At 52.5% G+C, this 17876-nt stretch carries 15 protein-coding genes, 1 tRNA gene and 1 riboswitch; of the genes, 11 read left to right on the forward strand and 5 right to left on the reverse strand.

Features of this window, described 5'->3' with window-relative positions; translation table 11 throughout:
• Nucleotides 1-30 precede the first annotated feature (30 nt).
• On the reverse strand, nt 31-1020 hold the full coding sequence (gene moaA / locus NNL38_RS10865; RefSeq protein WP_255388056.1) for a GTP 3',8-cyclase MoaA: 990 nt from the start codon (nt 1018-1020) through the stop codon (nt 31-33).
• Nucleotides 1009-1153, reverse strand: a riboswitch (molybdenum cofactor riboswitch). (Overlaps the previous gene by 12 nt.)
• A 188-nt stretch (nt 1154-1341) precedes the next feature.
• Here moaA and NNL38_RS10870 point away from each other — a divergent pair.
• From NNL38_RS10870 to yvcK, 3 genes are all read left to right on the forward strand, one after another.
• Nucleotides 1342-1569, forward strand: coding sequence for a hypothetical protein (locus NNL38_RS10870; protein ID WP_255388057.1), 228 nt, complete (start codon nt 1342-1344; stop codon nt 1567-1569).
• 170 nt (nt 1570-1739) lie between these two features.
• A complete protein-coding gene (locus tag NNL38_RS10875; RefSeq protein ID WP_255388058.1) occupies nt 1740-2315 on the forward strand; it encodes an LON peptidase substrate-binding domain-containing protein in 576 nt (191 codons plus the stop codon).
• A gap of 205 nt (nt 2316-2520) precedes the next feature.
• Nucleotides 2521-3414 (forward strand): uridine diphosphate-N-acetylglucosamine-binding protein YvcK, encoded by an 894-nt coding sequence (yvcK, locus tag NNL38_RS10880; protein ID WP_255388059.1) that lies wholly within the window; start codon nt 2521-2523, stop codon nt 3412-3414.
• Here yvcK and NNL38_RS10885 read toward each other — a convergent pair.
• From NNL38_RS10885 to uvrB, 3 genes are all read right to left on the reverse strand, one after another.
• Nucleotides 3376-3735, reverse strand: a complete 360-nt coding sequence (locus NNL38_RS10885) for an Hpt domain-containing protein (RefSeq protein ID WP_255388060.1) — start codon at nt 3733-3735, stop codon at nt 3376-3378. The genes yvcK and NNL38_RS10885 overlap by 39 nt on opposite strands.
• Nucleotides 3736-5229, reverse strand: coding sequence for a quorum-sensing sigma-54 dependent transcriptional regulator LuxO (luxO, locus tag NNL38_RS10890; protein ID WP_255388061.1), 1494 nt, complete (start codon nt 5227-5229; stop codon nt 3736-3738).
• A 363-nt stretch (nt 5230-5592) separates the two neighbouring features.
• A complete protein-coding gene (uvrB, locus tag NNL38_RS10895; protein WP_255388062.1) occupies nt 5593-7614 on the reverse strand; it encodes an excinuclease ABC subunit UvrB in 2022 nt (673 codons plus the stop codon).
• A gap of 817 nt (nt 7615-8431) precedes the next feature.
• Here uvrB and NNL38_RS10900 point away from each other — a divergent pair.
• Nucleotides 8432-8507 (forward strand) — tRNA-Asn (locus tag NNL38_RS10900).
• A 276-nt stretch (nt 8508-8783) separates the two neighbouring features.
• On the opposite strand, the gene ltrA is transcribed toward NNL38_RS10900, so the two are convergent.
• Nucleotides 8784-10076 (reverse strand): group II intron reverse transcriptase/maturase, encoded by a 1293-nt coding sequence (gene ltrA / locus NNL38_RS10905; RefSeq protein WP_369414611.1) that lies wholly within the window; start codon nt 10074-10076, stop codon nt 8784-8786.
• 858 nt (nt 10077-10934) lie between these two features.
• On the opposite strand from ltrA, the gene rsxA reads away from it, so the two are divergent.
• The 7 genes from rsxA (at nt 10935) to nth (ending at nt 17827) form a co-directional block, all read left to right on the forward strand.
• Entirely contained in the window at nt 10935-11516 is a 582-nt protein-coding gene (rsxA, locus tag NNL38_RS10910) for an electron transport complex subunit RsxA (RefSeq protein ID WP_255388063.1), read from the forward strand.
• A 1-nt stretch (nt 11517) separates the two neighbouring features.
• Nucleotides 11518-12099, forward strand: a complete 582-nt coding sequence (gene rsxB / locus NNL38_RS10915; RefSeq protein ID WP_255388064.1) for an electron transport complex subunit RsxB — start codon at nt 11518-11520, stop codon at nt 12097-12099.
• 2 nt (nt 12100-12101) lie between these two features.
• On the forward strand, nt 12102-14678 hold the full coding sequence (rsxC, locus tag NNL38_RS10920; RefSeq protein ID WP_255388065.1) for an electron transport complex subunit RsxC: 2577 nt from the start codon (nt 12102-12104) through the stop codon (nt 14676-14678).
• Nucleotides 14679-14680: 2 nt separating this feature from the next.
• On the forward strand, nt 14681-15730 hold the full coding sequence (rsxD, locus tag NNL38_RS10925) for an electron transport complex subunit RsxD (RefSeq protein WP_255388066.1): 1050 nt from the start codon (nt 14681-14683) through the stop codon (nt 15728-15730).
• 8 nt (nt 15731-15738) lie between these two features.
• Nucleotides 15739-16374 carry an electron transport complex subunit RsxG gene (rsxG, locus tag NNL38_RS10930; protein WP_255388067.1) on the forward strand — a complete coding sequence of 212 codons (636 nt, stop codon included), beginning with the start codon at nt 15739-15741 and terminating at the stop codon, nt 16372-16374.
• A complete protein-coding gene (locus NNL38_RS10935) occupies nt 16371-17069 on the forward strand; it encodes an electron transport complex subunit E (protein WP_255388068.1) in 699 nt (232 codons plus the stop codon). Before rsxG ends, NNL38_RS10935 begins: the two co-directional genes overlap by 4 nt.
• 116 nt (nt 17070-17185) lie before the next feature.
• Nucleotides 17186-17827 (forward strand): endonuclease III, encoded by a 642-nt coding sequence (nth, locus tag NNL38_RS10940; RefSeq protein ID WP_255388069.1) that lies wholly within the window; start codon nt 17186-17188, stop codon nt 17825-17827.
• The last annotated feature ends 49 nt before the right edge of the window (nt 17828-17876 follow it).

The following is a 17876-nucleotide window of genomic DNA, read 5'->3' on the forward strand; positions in this document are numbered from 1 at the left end:
TCCTCTCAGCCGCCCCCTCACCAGTATCAGTTAACCGCCAATAGATGCGAGGTGGGGTGTCATGCCGGTATTGCCATCATCAAGAAAATGACTGACGGCTTTTTCCTGCAAGCCACTTTGAATACGGTCGATTAGTGCCGCCTGTTGGCTATCCTGAGTAAGCAGATCCCGCAGCTCGACCCCATGATCGCCAAACAGACAGAGGTGCAGCTTACCCAGCGAAGACACCCGCAGTCGGTTACAGCTCTGACAAAAATCTTTTTCGTAGGGCATGATCAGGCCGATCTCCCCCCGGTAATCCGGATGGCAGAACACCTGAGCCGGACCATCATTATTCGCCCGTGCTTTGAGCAACCAGCCGTTGGCGATCAAATGGTTACGGATACTCACACCGGAGACATGATGGCGTTGAAACAGACTGTCCATTTCGCCGGTTTGCATCAGTTCAATAAACCGAAGCTGGATCGGACGATCTTTAATCCAGGCAAGAAACTGCGGTAACTGCTGTGAGTTCAGATCTTTCAACAGGACGGTATTGATTTTGACCTGCTCAAAGCCGGCATCAAACGCCGCATCAATGCCATCCATGACCTGGTGAAACAAGTTCTCACCGGTGATCTGATAAAACATCTTCGGATCCAGGCTGTCGACACTCACATTTAGATGTGTCAGCCCCGCATCACGCCAGTCCTTAACCTGTTTGGCCATCCGATAGCCGTTGGTCGTCGTTGCCACCTTCCGGATCCCCGGTTGCTCGGCAACCGTCCGGATAATGTCCGTAAAGTCCCGACGCAGTGACGGCTCACCGCCGGTGATCCGCACCTTGGTCGTCCCGCACGCCGCAAACGCGCTGGTGACCCGGCGGATTTCGTCCAAGGTCAGAAAAGAAGGTTTTTTACGCTCCGCCGGCTGATAGCCGTCCGGGAGACAGTAGGTACATTTGAAATTACAAACGTCAGTAATCGAGAGTCGCAGGTAATAAAACTTGCGATGATATTGGTCTTCAAATTGATTTGCCACGAAACACCTTTCCAAATACGGGAGGCCGATGCATTTCTTTATCGACCCTGGTGACATAATGTCACGGCTCACGTCACCTATTGCGTCGTTCCCGAAACAACTTAGCGAATTGAGCTCGGAGTTATGGCTGCTTCGTCGATGGCACGATTGTTCATCAGCCCACCCGTGACAAAGCGGCATAGTCTTTATAACTTATCAGAGAGTTTGACCTAATGACAATTCTCTAAAAAAAGATGTCAAGCATTCTACCGATCACCTGAAATCGCGACAATACTACTAAAGAGAAGTTATGCCAATTTTCTTACAAATTGTGGGGGAATTATGTCCAACATTATCGAATCAGCCACAGTTGATGATATTGCGCTCTATTTACAGCGCGAAGAAGGGCTCGATGCCCGACATGCCCATGAAGCTGCCGAGCAAGTGGTCGCCGGTTTTCATGACATGATGGCCAAAGGGATCATCAAGGGCTGGTACTTCAATGAGCAAAGTCACCTGGAGTTACTCCCCAGTGATAACGCGCTCAAAATCATTGCGAATCAAAAATGATTCGCAATTTGCAAAGAAGTAAACCCTTTGCATTGCAATATGAAAACGAATGCAAGTCAAAAGTAAGGGAAGCGGCTGAATTCAGGCAACCTGGCTCTGATGTGAAATTCCGGCATCACTATTGCAACGTCTAGCATACCAGACATCAATAACGACAGCCGGAGCCGATTATGAAACAGTCACTCCCATTACTTTTTCAAAAACGCCATGTCCTGCCCGGTGGTAGAATGCCAATCCGCATTGCGCCGGGTCCGCAAATGGAAGCTTTTAAAGCCGCGCTATCGTCTCCCGAAGGATTTGGCATCTGCATGTTTGACGAAAACGAGCATGGCCATGAGTTTTTCCATATCGGTACCCGCGTGACCGTCGAAGATTTTGATACCTCGGCGCTCGACGGCTCATTGATTGTGACCGTCTATGGCCATGAAAACTTCCGTATTCACGCGCTCGAGCAAAGCGAGTCCGGAGCTATCAGCGGTGAGTGCGAATTTATCCCGAAATGGCCGGAAGTAAAAATCCGTAACGAACAGCAAGTTCTGGCTGACAAGCTCAAGCAAATGTTCAAAAAACACCCGGAGCTCAACCAGTTAAATCAGAAGAAGCAATTTAATAATTTAAGCTGGCTCTGTCAGCGCTGGTTGGAGATTCTGCCGGTCCCTGCCAGCGAAAAGCAGATGCTGCTGAACACGCCAAGCTGCATGGATACCTACGATTACCTGATGAGTATCATGCACAAGCCTCACTAACCCGGGCCTGAACCAAACACTGTCGTTGTCATAGCCTTTGCCTTCTGCTGCCGTAGAAGGCTTTTTTGGTTTCCACACGCGACGATTGTGCTCTTTCGCTCCCATTTCGTGATATTTATTGCATACTCTCACTGGAAACTTGGATTGCGACGCATAAAATCGCTACACTTGCCGATCCAAAATTTCCACAGCGGCCTTCCAGGCTATGACAACAAAAACAACTCATACAAAGATAGTGGCTATCGGCGGCGGACATGGCCTAGGCCGTGTTCTGTCTGCACTGTCCAGCTACGGCCCCCAAGTAACGGGTATTGTCACCACCACAGATAATGGTGGCTCAACGGGTCGCATTCGCGCCTGCCAGGGCGGTATCGCCTGGGGGGATACCCGTAATTGTATCAATCAGTTAATTACCGAACCTTCTGTGGGTTCGATGATTTTCGAATACCGGTTTCGGGGAAATGGCGAACTCAACGGCCATAACCTGGGCAACCTGATGCTAACCGCGTTAGATAACTTATCGATTCGACCACTGGATGCCATCAACCTGATCCGCGACATGCTCAAAGTCGAGACCCAGATCGTCCCGATGTCTGAGCACCCTGCCGATCTGACCGCGATGCTACGCAATGGTGACATTGTTTCCGGAGAAACCAGCGTTGATGAACTCAACGAGGTGCCGTTGCGCCTCTATGTTGAGCCGGCAGTTCCGGCAACGAAAGAAGGTGTTCAGGCTATTGAACACGCTGACTTAATTTTACTTGGCCCCGGCAGCTTTCTCACCAGCGTGATGCCCCCCTTGCTCTTGAAAGAAGTCAAACAAGCTTTAAAGCGTAGCCAGGCGAAAATTATTTTTATTACCAACCTGGATAAGGAAAAAGGACCGGCGGGTGCGATGACGCTGGAAACGATGCTGCACTGGTGCGAGCGTGCAATGGGTGGAAGAGCAGTCGATGGGGTGTTGACCGACCACCATCGACCTGAGCTGGCGCCACGCTATACCCAGATCATTGAAGCACTGGCCTCAAGTAATCACGAATGGCGCCATAATCGAGAAAGGCTAAAAGAGGCGATTGATAAGCTCATCGTTGCTGGCTAACTGCTTGTACTCCAGCGCCATTCCCTGAACCATCTGCCTGAACTCAGGCAGATGCTCCTGCATCCAGTCCGCTTGCCCCTGTTTCATTCGAGACTCGCATTCCTGTGCCATTTCAGCTAAATCGTCGGCGCCAAAGCTGGCCGCACTACTTTTAATCGCATGGCTGATCTCTCTGACCTGACTCACAGACGGCTGGTCTGAAAGCTGGCGCAGATACTGTTCTAACTCGTCACTGAACACTTTGAGCAACAGTGAAACGGTATCCTGACCAACTTCTTCAGCTAAGCGCTTAATGGTTGATGCGTTAATACTTGTTGTCATTTATTTCGTCTCCCTGTTACTACCAGCCCCATCCTGCCAGGTCTGCAGTTTTCGATAAATCGTTGATGGGCTTACTTCCAATAAGCCCGCAGCTCGCGGAATGTTACCATCACACGCATTAATTGCCGCTTGAATCGCTCGTTTCTCCACAACCCACAGCGGCTCTATTTCCGTGCGATCCGGGATCCGCTGAAACGCAGTTTCGGCAAGTCCCTCAGCGCTCGGGGGTTCCGCTGATTGCATATTCAGGCCCGAAGCCTGATGCATCTCGGTCGCTTGTAGTCCTGACGATGCAATTTCAGCGCCAATTCCGGCGTGTATCGGCGGAGGAACCATTTGCAAGGTCACTTCTTCACCAGAATTGAGGACCACGATGTTTCGGATCACATTCTGCAACTCACGCACATTGCCCGGCCACGAATAACGCTGAAATAAATCAACCACTTCAGTCGAGAAGCGAGAGAAGTGCTTATGCTCTTCAACGGACATTAAAGCCAGCAAAGCATGGGCAATTTCTATCACATCCTCGCCCCGCTCGCGCAAAGGCGGTAACGTAACCGGAATGACATGCAATCGGTAATATAGATCTTCGCGGAATCGCCCTTCCTGAACTTCCACCCAGGGATTACGGTTGGTCGCACAAACAAAACGGACATCAACCTGGCTGGTTTTCGACGAGCCGACCTTCTGATAAGTCCCGGTTTGAATAAAGCGAAGCAATTTGCTTTGCAAATCCAAATCCATCTCGCACAGCTCATCCAAAAAGAGCGTACCATTGTTGGCCAGTTCAACGGCCCCTTTGCGCTCCGTTGAGGCGCCGGTAAACGCACCTTTCACATGCCCGAACAACTCGCTTTCAATTAACTCTTTCGGAATGGCCGCACAGTTGAGTGCAACAAAAGGCTGATTGCTCCTCGGACTCGCCGCATGAACCGCTTCGGCACAAACCTCTTTCCCGGTGCCGCTTTCACCCGTAATAAAGACCGTCGCCTTACTCGAAGCCGCCGACTCAATCACCCGGTAAACCGCTTGCATCGGCAGGCTATTGCCGATGAAACCTTGGTATTGCGCACCTCCCTTACCGGGCTGTGATGTTTCCGATGCATCCGGCTCACCTGCACGCAAGGCATTATTGACAGTAATCCGCAGCCGGTCTGCTTCACAGGGTTTAATCAGAAAATCCTGGGCTCCATGCCGCATCGCTTCAACCGCAACATCTATCGAGCCATGCGCGGTCATGATCACCACCGGAATATTGCCGTAATCCCGACGTACAGCTTCCAGCACCGCCATCCCGGGCATATCCGGTAAACGCAAATCCAGTAAGATCAGATCCGGGGTTGCAGCCTTGATGGCATTGAGTGCTTCTGCGCCAGTCCCGACAATATTGACCACCAGCCCAAGAGGATTCAGGTAAGATTTGTACAAGGCCGCAACCGACGCGGTATCTTCAACCATTAAGACGTGTCGCTGTTGTGTAGACTTGCTCTCCATTGCTCCTCCAACCCCCTTCTTTCTAAAGTAATTGTAATCAATAGAGAAAGAACGTGTTACTGCAAAGTTCAAATTTTCAATTTTGCCATAATGAATCGCATAATGATTTGCAAAATGCAAACACACACAACCAAAACCGCAAACACGAACCACAAATTGCTCTGAGACCGCCGTAAAAAAGTACAATCAAGGATGACAAAAAAGTTGGCACGCCATCTGCATTAACTAAATTGACTCTTTCCTGAGAGTCAACCTAGCCAACTGACGTTGTTTGTGGAATTTTTTCACTTAAACAATGATGCCAACCGAAATCATTCCGGTTGGCTTTTTTTTATCTGTTAGAAAGGGATTGGGGCGAGCCGATCAGCTGTTGGCGATAAACTGCTCTCGCATGGTGTGGATCTTATCGCGGATCTCAGCAGCCTTTTCAAACTCCAGATTCTGCGCCAAGTCATACATATCCGACTCCAACTTTTGAATTTCCAGCTCCAGCTGCTGCGGCGATAAAGTCGTGTAAGTCCCTTTTTGCTCTGCCACCTTGTGCAGCTGCTCCGCCTTATTCGCACGGCGCTTCCCGGGTTGACCCAGTTCCAGGATATCCGCAACGGCTTTATTGAGTGCTTGCGGCACGATGCCACGCGCTTCGTTATAAGCCTGCTGCTTTTCCCGGCGCCGGTTGGTCTCATTCATCGCCCGCTCCATTGAGCCGGTGATCCGGTCGGCATACAAAATCGCTTTCCCTTCCAAATTTCGCGCCGCGCGACCGATGGTCTGGATCAGGGATCGCTCCGAGCGCAGGAAGCCCTCTTTATCAGCATCCAATATCGCCACCAGCGACACCTCCGGCATATCCAGCCCTTCGCGCAACAAGTTGATCCCGACCAGGACATCAAATTCTCCCAGTCGCAAGTCCCGGATGATCTCCACCCGCTCGACCGTATCGATATCCGAGTGCAGATACCGGACTTTCACGCCGTGCTCGTCCAGGTATTCTGTCAAATCCTCAGCCATCCGCTTGGTCAGTGTGGTGACCAGCACCCGCTCTCCCTTCGCTTCCCGAATACGAATTTCCGAGAGCAGGTCATCAACTTGGGTGGCCACCGGTCGCACTTCGATTTCCGGATCCAGCAATCCGGTTGGCCGGACCACCTGTTCGGCAATTTCTCCCCCAGATTTCTCCACTTCGTAGTTACCCGGCGTCGCAGAGACATACAGAGTCTGCGGCGCCAGTGCTTCAAACTCTTCAAACTTGAGCGGCCGGTTATCCAGAGCCGACGGCAGCCGGAAACCATACTCCACCAGATTTTCTTTTCGCGAGCGGTCACCACGGTACATCGCACCGATCTGGGACACCGTGACGTGGGACTCGTCGATGATCAACAGACCATCCGGCGGCAAGTAATCGAACAGGGTCGGCGGCGGCTCGCCTTCAGCCCGGCCACTGAGATAACGGGAGTAGTTTTCAATCCCGGAGCAGAAGCCCAACTCATTCATCATCTCGATATCAAACTGGGTTCGCTGGGCAATCCGCTGCTCCTCCACCAGCTTGTTATTCTCCATCAGCTGCTTACGCCGGCTTTCGAGCTCAACCTTGATTTGATCCACGGCTTCGAGGATCCGCTCACGCGGGGTCACATAGTGTGTTTTCGGATAAATGGTTGCACGCGGCATATCTTTTTTCAGGATGGCACCGGTCAGCGGGTCAAACACGCTGATACAATCAACTTCATCATCGAACAGCTCAATCCGCACGGCATCTTTTTCCGATTCTGCCGGGAAAATATCGATGACTTCACCGCGAACCCGGAAGGTCCCCCGCTCAAACGCCATATCATTACGGGTATATTGCAACTCCGCCAACCGCCGCAGTATATCCCGTTGATCCAGCATATCGCCCCGACGCACATGGAGCATCATTTTCAGATAAGAGTCCGGATCACCCAGGCCGTAAATCGCCGACACCGACGCAATGATGATCACGTCCCGCCGCTCCATCAACGCTTTGGTCGCCGACAAACGCATCTGCTCAATATGCGCATTCACCGATGCATCTTTTTCGATAAAAGTATCTGTGGTCGGTACATAGGCCTCAGGCTGATAATAATCATAGTAAGAGACAAAATACTCGACCGCATTGTTTGGAAAGAACTCTTTCATCTCTCCGTAGAGCTGGGCCGCCAGCGTCTTGTTCGGCGCCAGGATCAAAGTCGGACGATTCGCCTGAGCAATCACATTGGCAACCGTAAAGGTTTTACCTGAGCCGGTCACCCCCAGCAAGGTCTGATGCGCTAAGCCGGCATCCAACCCTTCCAGCAGTTGGTTAATCGCCGTTGGCTGATCGCCGGAAGGCGAAAAGCGAGAAGACAGTTCGAACACTTTATCCATGCGTAATTTCCGTCAATAACAGGGAGAGAGGAATTGTTGGTCTTCCCATTGTGCGACCCTATCAGCACTTGTCAATAAGCGCCCTGACGCCTTCACCAGGTTTCTTTTCTATGGCTTCCCCACCACCGAACAACGCCGCTCTCAGGGCTGCGTTGAAAAATGTTAAAAAACTCAGTGATAGGGATTGATTCGAGTATGTGATAAGCGTATTATCACCGCCCACGAACAAGATTACCCCTTGTTCTTCTATACTTCAAAGCTGTTCCGCAACACCTAAAATATCCCTTTTTCCCATTTTATGTCCTGTGATCATCCACAGCTTTTCCAGATGTAACTAAAATTCAATTCACAACATCTGTCGCAGACATTAAAGATTAAAGCAATTATTCTAATCGGTTCATATTCATCTTGAAGCTGCTATCGAACCCACCTGATTACAACCGCTTACTCAGCAAATCCCATATAGAGCAATTCATCGCCAATTTGCGATCTGAGTATCCGTTTTATCTTTTATAAGCCAGACATCAACATAGTTATCCACAGTTTTCGTGGATAACTTAGTGTAAGCCTTGAGTTATCAAGGCTCGCTAAAATCAAGTGATTTTTCCACGTGATTTTGAAATTCTGTTTTGCACCGCAAAAACTCGCACTCTGTACGATCCGCAGCTATGGTCTGCACACCTATTTCTCGCTGCCCTCAGCAGCTACCTGAGTCCCCGGATAAAAATCTGCTCATTTTTCAGCCACCCAAAATCAATTTATCGCAACCGTGTTGACACACTCAGGCCAGATGGCTAGTATCTGAACCCATATCGATTCCCCCTTAGTTCAGTCGGTAGAACGGCGGACTGTTAATCCGTATGTCGCTGGTTCAAGTCCAGCAGGGGGAGCCAAATTCTAGAGCCCTGGTCGCAAGACCGGGGCTTTTTCGTTTTCAGTACGGCAATATGATCGCTGCGCGCTCAATGTCGCTGGCGGAAGGCCGCCCCGTCCAAGTCCAGCAGGGGGAGCCAAATTCTAGAGCCCTGGTCGCAAGACCGGGGCTTTTTTCGTTTTTAGTACGACAACATGACCGCTGCGCGCTCAATGTCGCTGGCGGGAGGCCACCCCGTCCAAGTCCAGCAGGGGGAGCCAATCGAGTAGGAGGAGGCCTCACGGCCTCCGTCCTCTCACACCACCGTACAAGCGTGGGTCGCATACGGCGGTTCCGAATATATTTTCAGTGACTCGTACCCATCTCGCAACGAGTACAGACCCATCTCCTTGAACCATTTCATTGGCATGGCCTGATTGAGCTGGGGCGATAAAGCCAAGTGCCACCACCCTTTATCTGACATCGCCAGCTTCCACGCATTGCGTTCGCTTACACCCTCTTGGCGTAACCATGTCGCTATGCTGTATCTGCGCTTGCGCTGCTTGAGGCGATAGCACCGTAAGCGCCGCCTTATCCATTCATCCAAGCGCTGCATCGCGCTTTTCCGTATGGCAAGCTTGAAATAGTGTTGCCAACCTCTTAGGTATTGAGTGAGTTCGACTAGGACTGTCTTCAACTCTCGCCCTCGATTCCGCTTCGTTATTTGACGCACTCGCTTCTTCATCTGAGTTTGTGCTGTCTTCGAGATATGGATGCTTCCATCTCGTTGAAAGCGATGGCCTAGGTAAGTCCGCTCTGTCACTCTCGTTGCCGCACTTTTCTCACGGTTAACCCTGAGTTTCAGTTTCTGCTCCAAGAACTCCGTGATTGAGGCTTTTACTCGATTGGCGGCTTCCTCACTGTGCACGTAGATTTGGCAGTCGTCTGCATATCGGCAGAACTTATGCCCTCTTCGCTCAAGCTCTTTATCCAACTCATCTAATACGATATTTGATAGCAGCGGAGATAATGGTCCACCCTGTGGCGTCCCTCGTTGCCTCTGCTCAACTAACCCGTTTCGCATTATGCCTGCCTGTAGGTATGACCTGACCAGCTTCAGGACCCGTTTATCTGTGATGTCCTCCGATAGCCTGTGCATCAGTCTATCGTGGTTCACAGTATCGAAGTATTTCGCCAGGTCTATGTCGACTACATAACCCCGCCCCTCCCTGATGTAGTGGCTTGCTGCCACCAATGCATGGTGGGCACTGCGGTTAGGCCTGAACCCATAACTGTTGCTTGAAAACTGAGGTTCGTAGATATCTGTCAGTACTGAGGTAATGGCCTGTTGGACTACCCTATCAAGTACAGTTGGGATACCTAGCTGCCTCACTCCCCCGCTAGGTTTGGGAATTTCTACACCCAGAACGGGTTGCGGTTGGTAGCTCCCGTCCAGAAGGCTCTGGCGGAGCGCTTGCCCATTAGAAGACTGCCGAAGCATCGAGATAGTCGCTGTTATGTCGAGTTTATCAACCCCAGCACATCCCTTGTTCTTCTTCACTCTTCTCAGGGCTTGGTTCAGATTTGTTGAGGAGCAGATCCGCTCCATCAACTGAGTTGAGGTCACCAAGACTCGTCCTCCTGTCTACGCCGATCATGCTTGTCATTCTTCGTGGCCATGAGCGTCACTTGCGGTGTTGCCCAGTAGTACGTAGAGATGTTGTTCATCTTGCTATGACCCCACATGATTGAGTGTCTAGTGACTGCTTCTTGATATATTCAGTTCCGGCCTTCCCTTGGGTTGTACTTCCCCAAGGTACTATGCCTTCTGCTGACTTCTTATTACCCGTCACACAACATCACTGTTGTATTAGTCTCATCCGAGACAGGTCGTAAGATCTCCCGAGGTAAGACGTTGTTCTTTCCCTTGGCTGTGCCTGATTTACCCGTACACACTTCCCGTCGAGGCATTGGGCTGTTCTATATATTGCTAGGTTACCCAAGTTGTACTGGCCTACTATCAGGTTTCTGTTCGTCACACCCAAGTTTTGCCGTTTGCTTCCTTCAGATCCCACCTCACGGTGGGCACCCTTGCATAGGCTAACGGTTCTCGCTCGACTGAGCCCGTAGAGGACTTTCACCTCCTAGAACAACGCCATGCTCGGCGCACAATTCTAGAGCCCTGGTCGCAAGACCGGGGCTTTTTCGTTTTCAGTACGACAATATGACCGCTGCGCGCTCAATGTCGCAGATCTGGGCGCCTCATTACCTCACCCATTACTTTTACCAACAAACCACAGCAAATGAGAATCATTATCACAACGATATAGGCAAGCCTAGCGCAAAAGTCCTTGCAATGATTGGTGAAAAGCACATCAAACTTAAAAAACCCTGCTTCAGAGGAGTTGTTATAGCTTACACAAAGGAAGATAATATACGGATCTCGAGCAATGATAATTAAGACGGTATGACTGAGTACCTACTCCTCCTCATAGGGACAGTGTTGGTCAACAACTTTGTCCTGGTGAAATTTTTAGGCCTCTGCCCGTTTATGGGCGTGTCTAAAAAACTAGAAACTGCAATTGGCATGGGTCTGGCCACCACGTTTGTCCTGACCCTGGCTTCTGTCTCTGCCTACCTGGTTGAAGCGTATATTCTCGAACCGCTCGGTATTCAGTACCTGCGCACCCTCAGCTTTATCCTGGTCATCGCGGTGGTGGTGCAATTTACTGAAATGGTCGTCCATAAGACCAGTCCGACCCTCTATCGCCTGCTGGGGATCTTCCTGCCGCTGATCACCACCAACTGCGCAGTGCTGGGTGTTGCGCTGTTGAATATTAACGAGCGCCATAACTTCATCGAATCGGTGATATACGGATTCGGCGCAGCCGTCGGTTTCTCGCTGGTTCTGGTCCTTTTCGCATCCATGCGCGAGCGAATTGCCGCAGCGGATGTCCCGGGCCCTTTCCAAGGGGCCTCCATCGCCATGATCACCGCCGGCCTGATGTCTCTGGCCTTCCTCGGCTTTACTGGATTGGTGAAATTGTAAGATGAGTGGAATTTTAATTGCTGTCATTGCAATCGCAGTGCTTGCTGCGATTTTTGGCCTTATTCTGGGCTTTGCATCCATTCGCTTTAAAGTCGAAGCTGATCCGATCGTCGAGCAGATTGATGCGATCTTGCCGCAAACTCAATGCGGTCAGTGTGGCTATCCGGGTTGCCGTCCTTACGCTGAAGCCATCGCCAACGGCGACAACATTAACAAATGTCCGCCGGGTGGCCAGCAAGCGATTGAAAAACTGGCCGACTTGATGGGGGTGGAAGTTCAGGAATCCGCCCACGAAGAAGATAAAGGGCTGAAGAAAGTGGCCTTTATCCATGAAGATATGTGTATCGGCTGTACCAAATGTATTCAGGCCTGTCCGGTCGACGCGATTGTCGGCGGCACCAAAGCACTCCATACCGTCATTAAAGACGAATGTACCGGCTGTGACCTGTGTGTCGCACCTTGCCCAACGGACTGCATCGAGATGGTGCCGGTTGAATCGACACCAGAGAGCTGGAAATGGGATCTTGACCAAATCCCTGTCGTCAATATTCCTACGGATGCAAGTGTGAACAAGGTAAGGTAACCATGCTGTCAATTATCGAACAAATTAAACAAGGCCAGCTATGGGACTTTCCGGGAGGCATTCACCCACCGGAGCAGAAAACCCTCTCCAACCGCACCGCCATCGCTGAAGCCGCACTACCACCGAAACTGGTGCTGCCGTTAAAACAGCACTTGGGCGCTATCGGCGATCTTCTGGTTTCAGCTGGGGACAAAGTCAAAAAAGGTCAGATGCTGACCCATACCGATGTCGCACTGAGTGTGCCGATCCATGCCCCGACCTCTGGTACCGTAATCGCGATTGAACAACATACTATCGCCCACCCATCCGGCCTGTCCGACCGCTGTATTGTCATTGAGCCCGACGGTGAAGAAACCTGGACCGCCAAAACACCGGTGGCGAATTACCATGACGCCAGTCCGGCCGATCTGATTGATCACATCCGCTTGCACGGCATTGCCGGGATGGGCGGCGCCGGCTTCCCTGCCGGCCGTAAGCTGCAAAGTGGGTTGGGGAAAACCGAGATTCTGATCCTCAATGCCGCAGAGTGTGAACCTTACATCACTGCCGATGATCGGTTGATGCAGGACCATGCCGAAGAAGTGATCAAAGGGATCCGAATTCTGCAGCATATCCTGCAGCCCAAACTCACTGTGATTGGGATTGAAGATAATAAGCCGGAGGCGATTGCCGCCCTGCAAGCCCAAGTCTCCGAGCAAGACAACATTGTGATCCGGGTGATTCCGACCAAGTATCCCTCCGGTGGCGAGAAGCAGCTGATCAAAGTTCTGACCGGGAAAGAAGTGCCGTCGAAAGGCATTCCGGCAGATATTGGCATAATGATGCACAATGTAGGAACGGCCCATGCCATCAAGCGCGCCGTGGTTGACGGTGAGCCGCTGATCCAGCGCGTCGTCACAGTCACCGGCCAAACGGTCAAGCAGCCGGGCAACGCTTGGGCACTGCTCGGCACACCGGTGCAGTTCCTGCTCGAGCGTTTCGGGTTCAAAGCCGATAAGAAACTGCCGCGTGTGATTATGGGCGGCCCGATGATGGGATTTACCCTGCCCCACACCGCAGTACCTGTAACCAAGATCTCCAACTGCATTCTGGCGCCAACGCGCAAGGAAATATCGCCGACAACCCAGGAAATGGCCTGTATTCGTTGTACAGCCTGTGCGGAAGCCTGTCCGGTCTCCTTGCTGCCACAGCAACTGCAGTGGTATGCCAAAGATGAAGATTACGACAAGTGCGAAGAGTACAACCTGTTCGACTGTATCGAATGCGGGGCGTGTGCTTACGTCTGCCCGAGTGAGATTCCGCTGGTCCACTATTATCGCCAGGCCAAAGCCGAAATTCACCACCGGAAGCAGGATGAAATCAATGCTGAGCGTGCGAAACAGCGCTTTGAGGCGAAGAAAGCCCGCTTAGAGCGTGACAAAGCCGAGCGGGAAAATCGCTTCAAGAAAGCGGCTGACAACCGTCGCCAAGAGATGAAATCCTCTGGCGGAGATGATGCTGTTGCAGCCGCCATTGCCCGGGTCAAAGCCAAGCAAGCCGCAGCTAGCCCGGATACCAGTACAGAGAAAAAGCCTGCCGTCGCTGCAGCAATTGCCCGGGCCAAAGCGAAACAGGCCGCTGCCCAGGCCGCACAATCGGAAAACACAGAAGCACTGCCGGATAATACTGAAATGGCCAAGTTGCGCGAAGAGCGCAAGCGCCAGGCCCGCGAGCGAAAAGCCGCGAAGCAAGCCGCTGAAGCCAGTTCAGACTTGGAAGCCCCTGCAAGCACTGGCGATGCGAAGAAAGATGCCGTTGCGGCCGCCATTGCCCGTGCCAAAGCGCGCAAGGCTGCCCAGCAGGCCCGAGCTACTGAGACGGAAGCAGCCGAGCCAGAAAAAGCTGAAGCTGAGCAAGCCGATGAACCTGCAGACGATCCGAAAAAAGCCGCCGTTGCGGCCGCCATTGCCCGGGCCAAAGCACGCAAGGCGGCCCAGCAGGCCCGAACTACTGAGACGGAAGCAGCCGAGCCAGAAAAAGCTGAAGCTGAGCAAGCCGATGCACCTGCAGACGATCCGAAAAAAGCCGCCGTGGCGGCCGCCATTGCCCGGGCCAAAGCGCGCAAGGCGGCCCAGCAGGCCCGATCTACTGAGACGGAAGCAGCCGAGCCAGAAAAAGCTGAAGCTGAGCAAGCCGACGCATCTGCAAACGATCCGAAAAGAGCCGCCGTGGCGGCCGCCATTGTCCGGGCCAAAGCGCGCAAGGCGGCCCAGCAGGCCCGATCTACTGAGACGGAAGCAGCCGAGCCAGAAAAAGCTGAAGCTGAGCAAGCCGACGCACCTGCAGACGATCCGAAAAAAGCCGCCGTTGCGGCCGCCATTGCCCGGGCCAAAGCACGCAAGGCGGCCCAGCAGGCCCGATCTACTGAGACGGAAGCAGCCGAGCCAGAAAAAGCTGAAGCTGAGCAAGCCGACGTACCTGCAGACGATCCGAAAAAAGCCGCCGTTGCGGCTGCCATTGCCCGGGCCAAAGCGCGCAAGGCGGCCAAAGAAGCCGAACAGGCAGGTAAAAATGCACCACAGAATCATGAGGAAAACTAATCGTGGCTTTTAATATCGCCAGTTCACCGCATACCCATAGTCGTCGCAGTACCCGCGACATCATGCGGACAGTCATTCTCTGTACAACTCTGGGCGTTGCCGCCCAGTGGTACTTCTTTGGCTGGGGCGTGCTGATCCAGGTTCTGTTAGCGTCAGGGGTTGCCGTCGGAGCAGAAGCGGCAGTGCTCAAGCTTCGCAAACGTCCAATCTTGCCCTACCTGCGGGACAACAGTGCCCTGCTGACCGGTGTCTTACTTGGTATTTCGATCCCGCCATTGTCACCCTGGTGGCTGACCGTTATCGGCGTCGTGTTTGCCATTGTGATTGCCAAACACCTCTACGGCGGATTGGGCCAGAACCTGTTTAATCCCGCGATGGTGGCCTATGTCGTGCTGCTGATCTCCTTCCCGGTCCAGATGACCACCTGGCTGCCGCCCGAGTCGCTGATCGCGCATCCGACCTCCTTGCTCGATAGCGTCCTCGCGATTTTCACTGGGTTCACTCAGGATGGCTTTAGCGTTCACCAGTTACGGATGTCGGTTGATGGGATCACCATGGCGACACCGCTCGATACTCTGAAAACCTCGCTGACCACCGGCCACACGACCACCGAGATCCTGGCAGGACCGGTGTTCGGGAGCATCGCCGGTGTTGGCTGGGAATGGATCAATATCGGTTTCCTGATTGGCGGGATCATTATGCTGAAAATGCGGATCATCCAATGGCACATCCCGGCCGGGATGCTGGGAACCCTGTTTGTGATCAGCACCCTGGCCTTCATAATTCACCCGGACGGAACCGCCTCGCCGATCATGCACCTGTTCTCAGGCGCCACCATGCTCGGGGCATTTTTTATCGCCACCGATCCGGTTTCGGCTTCGACGACCGTCAAAGGTCGGATTATTTTCGGTGCGCTGATTGGCCTGCTGGTCTTTTTCATCCGCACCTGGGGCGGCTACCCGGATGGCGTTGCCTTTGGGGTCCTGCTGGCGAACATGTGCGTGCCACTGATCGACTACTATACCCGTCCCCGGACTTACGGCCATTCATAGGAGGCAGCATGCTCAATGCCATGAAAAAAAACAGCGGCGTGCTGGCCACGTTCGCCTTACTCTCTACCCTACTGGTTTCCTTCACTTACTTGCTGACCGCGGATCGGATCCAGGCCCAGCAGCAAAAAGATTTGCTGAAGGTCTTAAACCAGGTGATCCCGGCCGACAGTCACGACAATGAGTTGTACCAAAGCTGTACGGTGATCACCAGTGAGCAGTATCTCGGCACGACCGAGCCCATGCCGGCCTATCTTGCAAAAAAGGACGGTCAATTCTCCGGTGTTGCCATCGAGGCGATTGCTCCCGACGGCTACAATGGTGCGATTAAGCTGATTGTCGGACTGGACAAAGCCGGCACCGTCACCGGGGTGCGGGTACTGAATCATAATGAAACACCGGGCCTGGGTGATAAAATCGACACCCGGATCACCGACTGGATTTACAGCTTTACCGGTAAAAAGCTGCAGGGCGAAAAAGATCCGAGCTGGGCCGTGCGCAAAGATGGCGGCAACTTCGATCAGTTCACCGGGGCAACCATTACCCCCCGTGCCGTTGTCGGTGCGGTCAAGAATGTTTCCCTGTACTATCAACGCCACCAGCAGCAACTGTTTAACCAACCGCTCAATTGCCAGGGTAACGCATGAGTACGAATAAAGAACTGATGAAAAGTGGCCTGTGGGACAATAACCCGGCCATCGTTCAACTGTTGGGCCTTTGTCCGCTGTTGGCTGTCTCGGCAACGGTCACCAATGCGTTGGGCCTGGGGCTGGCATCAACCATGGTGCTGATCGGCTCCAACCTGATCGTCTCACTTGTCCGTCAGTGGATCCCGTCCGAGGTTCGGATCCCGGTGTTTGTGATGATCATTGCCGCACTGGTGACTTGTGTCCAATTACTCATGAACGCCTTTACTTACGGCCTGTATCAATCCTTGGGGATCTTCATTCCCCTGATTGTCACCAACTGTATCATTATTGGCCGTGCCGAATCATTTGCGTCGAAGAATGCCCCGGTCCCGGCGGTACTGGATGGTTTGTGGATGGGCATGGGCCTGACCTCAGCCCTGGTTGTACTTGGTGCCATACGTGAAGTTCTGGGCAACGGCACCCTATTTGATGGTGCGGATCGTCTACTGGGAGACTGGGCTGCCGTACTGCGAATTGAAGTATTCAGCTTTGACAGCAACTTCCTGCTGGCGATGTTGCCACCCGGTGCCTTTATCGGGGTCGGTTTGATCATCGCCCTGAAGAATGTGATTGATAAGCAGCGCGAGAAAAAATCTGCCGTCGGCGACGAAAAGCCACAGATTGAGCGCGTCCGTGTCACATCGACCAATTAAATCCATAATCAATAAGTCACGCCGTCGCTTGCTGCTCAACCGTATAGTGATACGGTTCTGGCCCTACACCAGGATGGCAAGCTGCGGTCACCACCGCAAGGGGTGAGGAAGTCAACATGAACAATGAAAAGCGCGTTCAGATCCTTGAGCGCCTACGGGCAGAAAACCCGCATCCGGAAACAGAGCTGAACTGGAGCTCACCTTTTGAATTGCTGATCGCCGTATTACTGTCAGCGCAGGCCACTGATGTCAGCGTCAACAAGGCCACAGACAAGCTCTACCCGGTCGCCAACACACCGCAAGCCATGTACGACTTAGGCGTTGACGGGGTGAAGGAATACATCAAAACCATCGGCCTGTTTAACTCCAAAGCCGAAAATGTCATCAAAACCTGCAAAATCTTGCTGGAAAAGCATGGCGGTGAAGTACCGGAAAACCGCGAAGCCCTGGAAGCGCTGCCGGGTGTCGGCAGAAAGACTGCGAACGTAGTACTCAATACCGCATTTGGCTGGCCAACGATAGCCGTCGACACCCATATTTTCCGGGTATCCAACCGCACCAAGTTTGCGATGGGAAAAAATGTCGATCAGGTTGAACAGAAGCTACTGAAAGTGGTACCGAAAGAGTTCAAGGTCGACGTCCATCACTGGTTGATCTTACATGGCCGCTATACCTGTGTTGCCCGCAAGCCACGCTGCGGCAGCTGCATCATTGAAGATCTTTGTGAATTTAAAGACAAAGTCTACCCGGACGAGTGATCGTCCGGCAATCCTCAACTGAATAAATCACCACCCGACTGGAGGGACT

Source organism: Photobacterium atrarenae (assembly GCF_024380015.1).
Classification (GTDB): Bacteria; Pseudomonadota; Gammaproteobacteria; order Enterobacterales; family Vibrionaceae; genus Photobacterium; species Photobacterium atrarenae.

Coding starts and splice junctions, on each gene's coding strand:
- NNL38_RS10870 (WP_255388057.1), top strand. CDS start 1,342: ATGTCCAACATTATCGAATCAGCCACAGTTGATGATATTGCGCTCTAT.
- NNL38_RS10875 (WP_255388058.1), top strand. CDS start 1,740: ATGAAACAGTCACTCCCATTACTTTTTCAAAAACGCCATGTCCTGCCC.
- yvcK (WP_255388059.1), top strand. CDS start 2,521: ATGACAACAAAAACAACTCATACAAAGATAGTGGCTATCGGCGGCGGA.
- NNL38_RS10885 (WP_255388060.1), bottom strand. CDS start 3,735: ATGACAACAAGTATTAACGCATCAACCATTAAGCGCTTAGCTGAAGAA.
- luxO (WP_255388061.1), bottom strand. CDS start 5,229: ATGGAGAGCAAGTCTACACAACAGCGACACGTCTTAATGGTTGAAGAT.
- uvrB (WP_255388062.1), bottom strand. CDS start 7,614: ATGGATAAAGTGTTCGAACTGTCTTCTCGCTTTTCGCCTTCCGGCGAT.
- ltrA (WP_369414611.1), bottom strand. CDS start 10,076: ATGGAGCGGATCTGCTCCTCAACAAATCTGAACCAAGCCCTGAGAAGA.
- rsxA (WP_255388063.1), top strand. CDS start 10,935: ATGACTGAGTACCTACTCCTCCTCATAGGGACAGTGTTGGTCAACAAC.
- rsxB (WP_255388064.1), top strand. CDS start 11,518: ATGAGTGGAATTTTAATTGCTGTCATTGCAATCGCAGTGCTTGCTGCG.
- rsxC (WP_255388065.1), top strand. CDS start 12,102: ATGCTGTCAATTATCGAACAAATTAAACAAGGCCAGCTATGGGACTTT.
- rsxG (WP_255388067.1), top strand. CDS start 15,739: ATGCTCAATGCCATGAAAAAAAACAGCGGCGTGCTGGCCACGTTCGCC.
- NNL38_RS10935 (WP_255388068.1), top strand. CDS start 16,371: ATGAGTACGAATAAAGAACTGATGAAAAGTGGCCTGTGGGACAATAAC.
- nth (WP_255388069.1), top strand. CDS start 17,186: ATGAACAATGAAAAGCGCGTTCAGATCCTTGAGCGCCTACGGGCAGAA.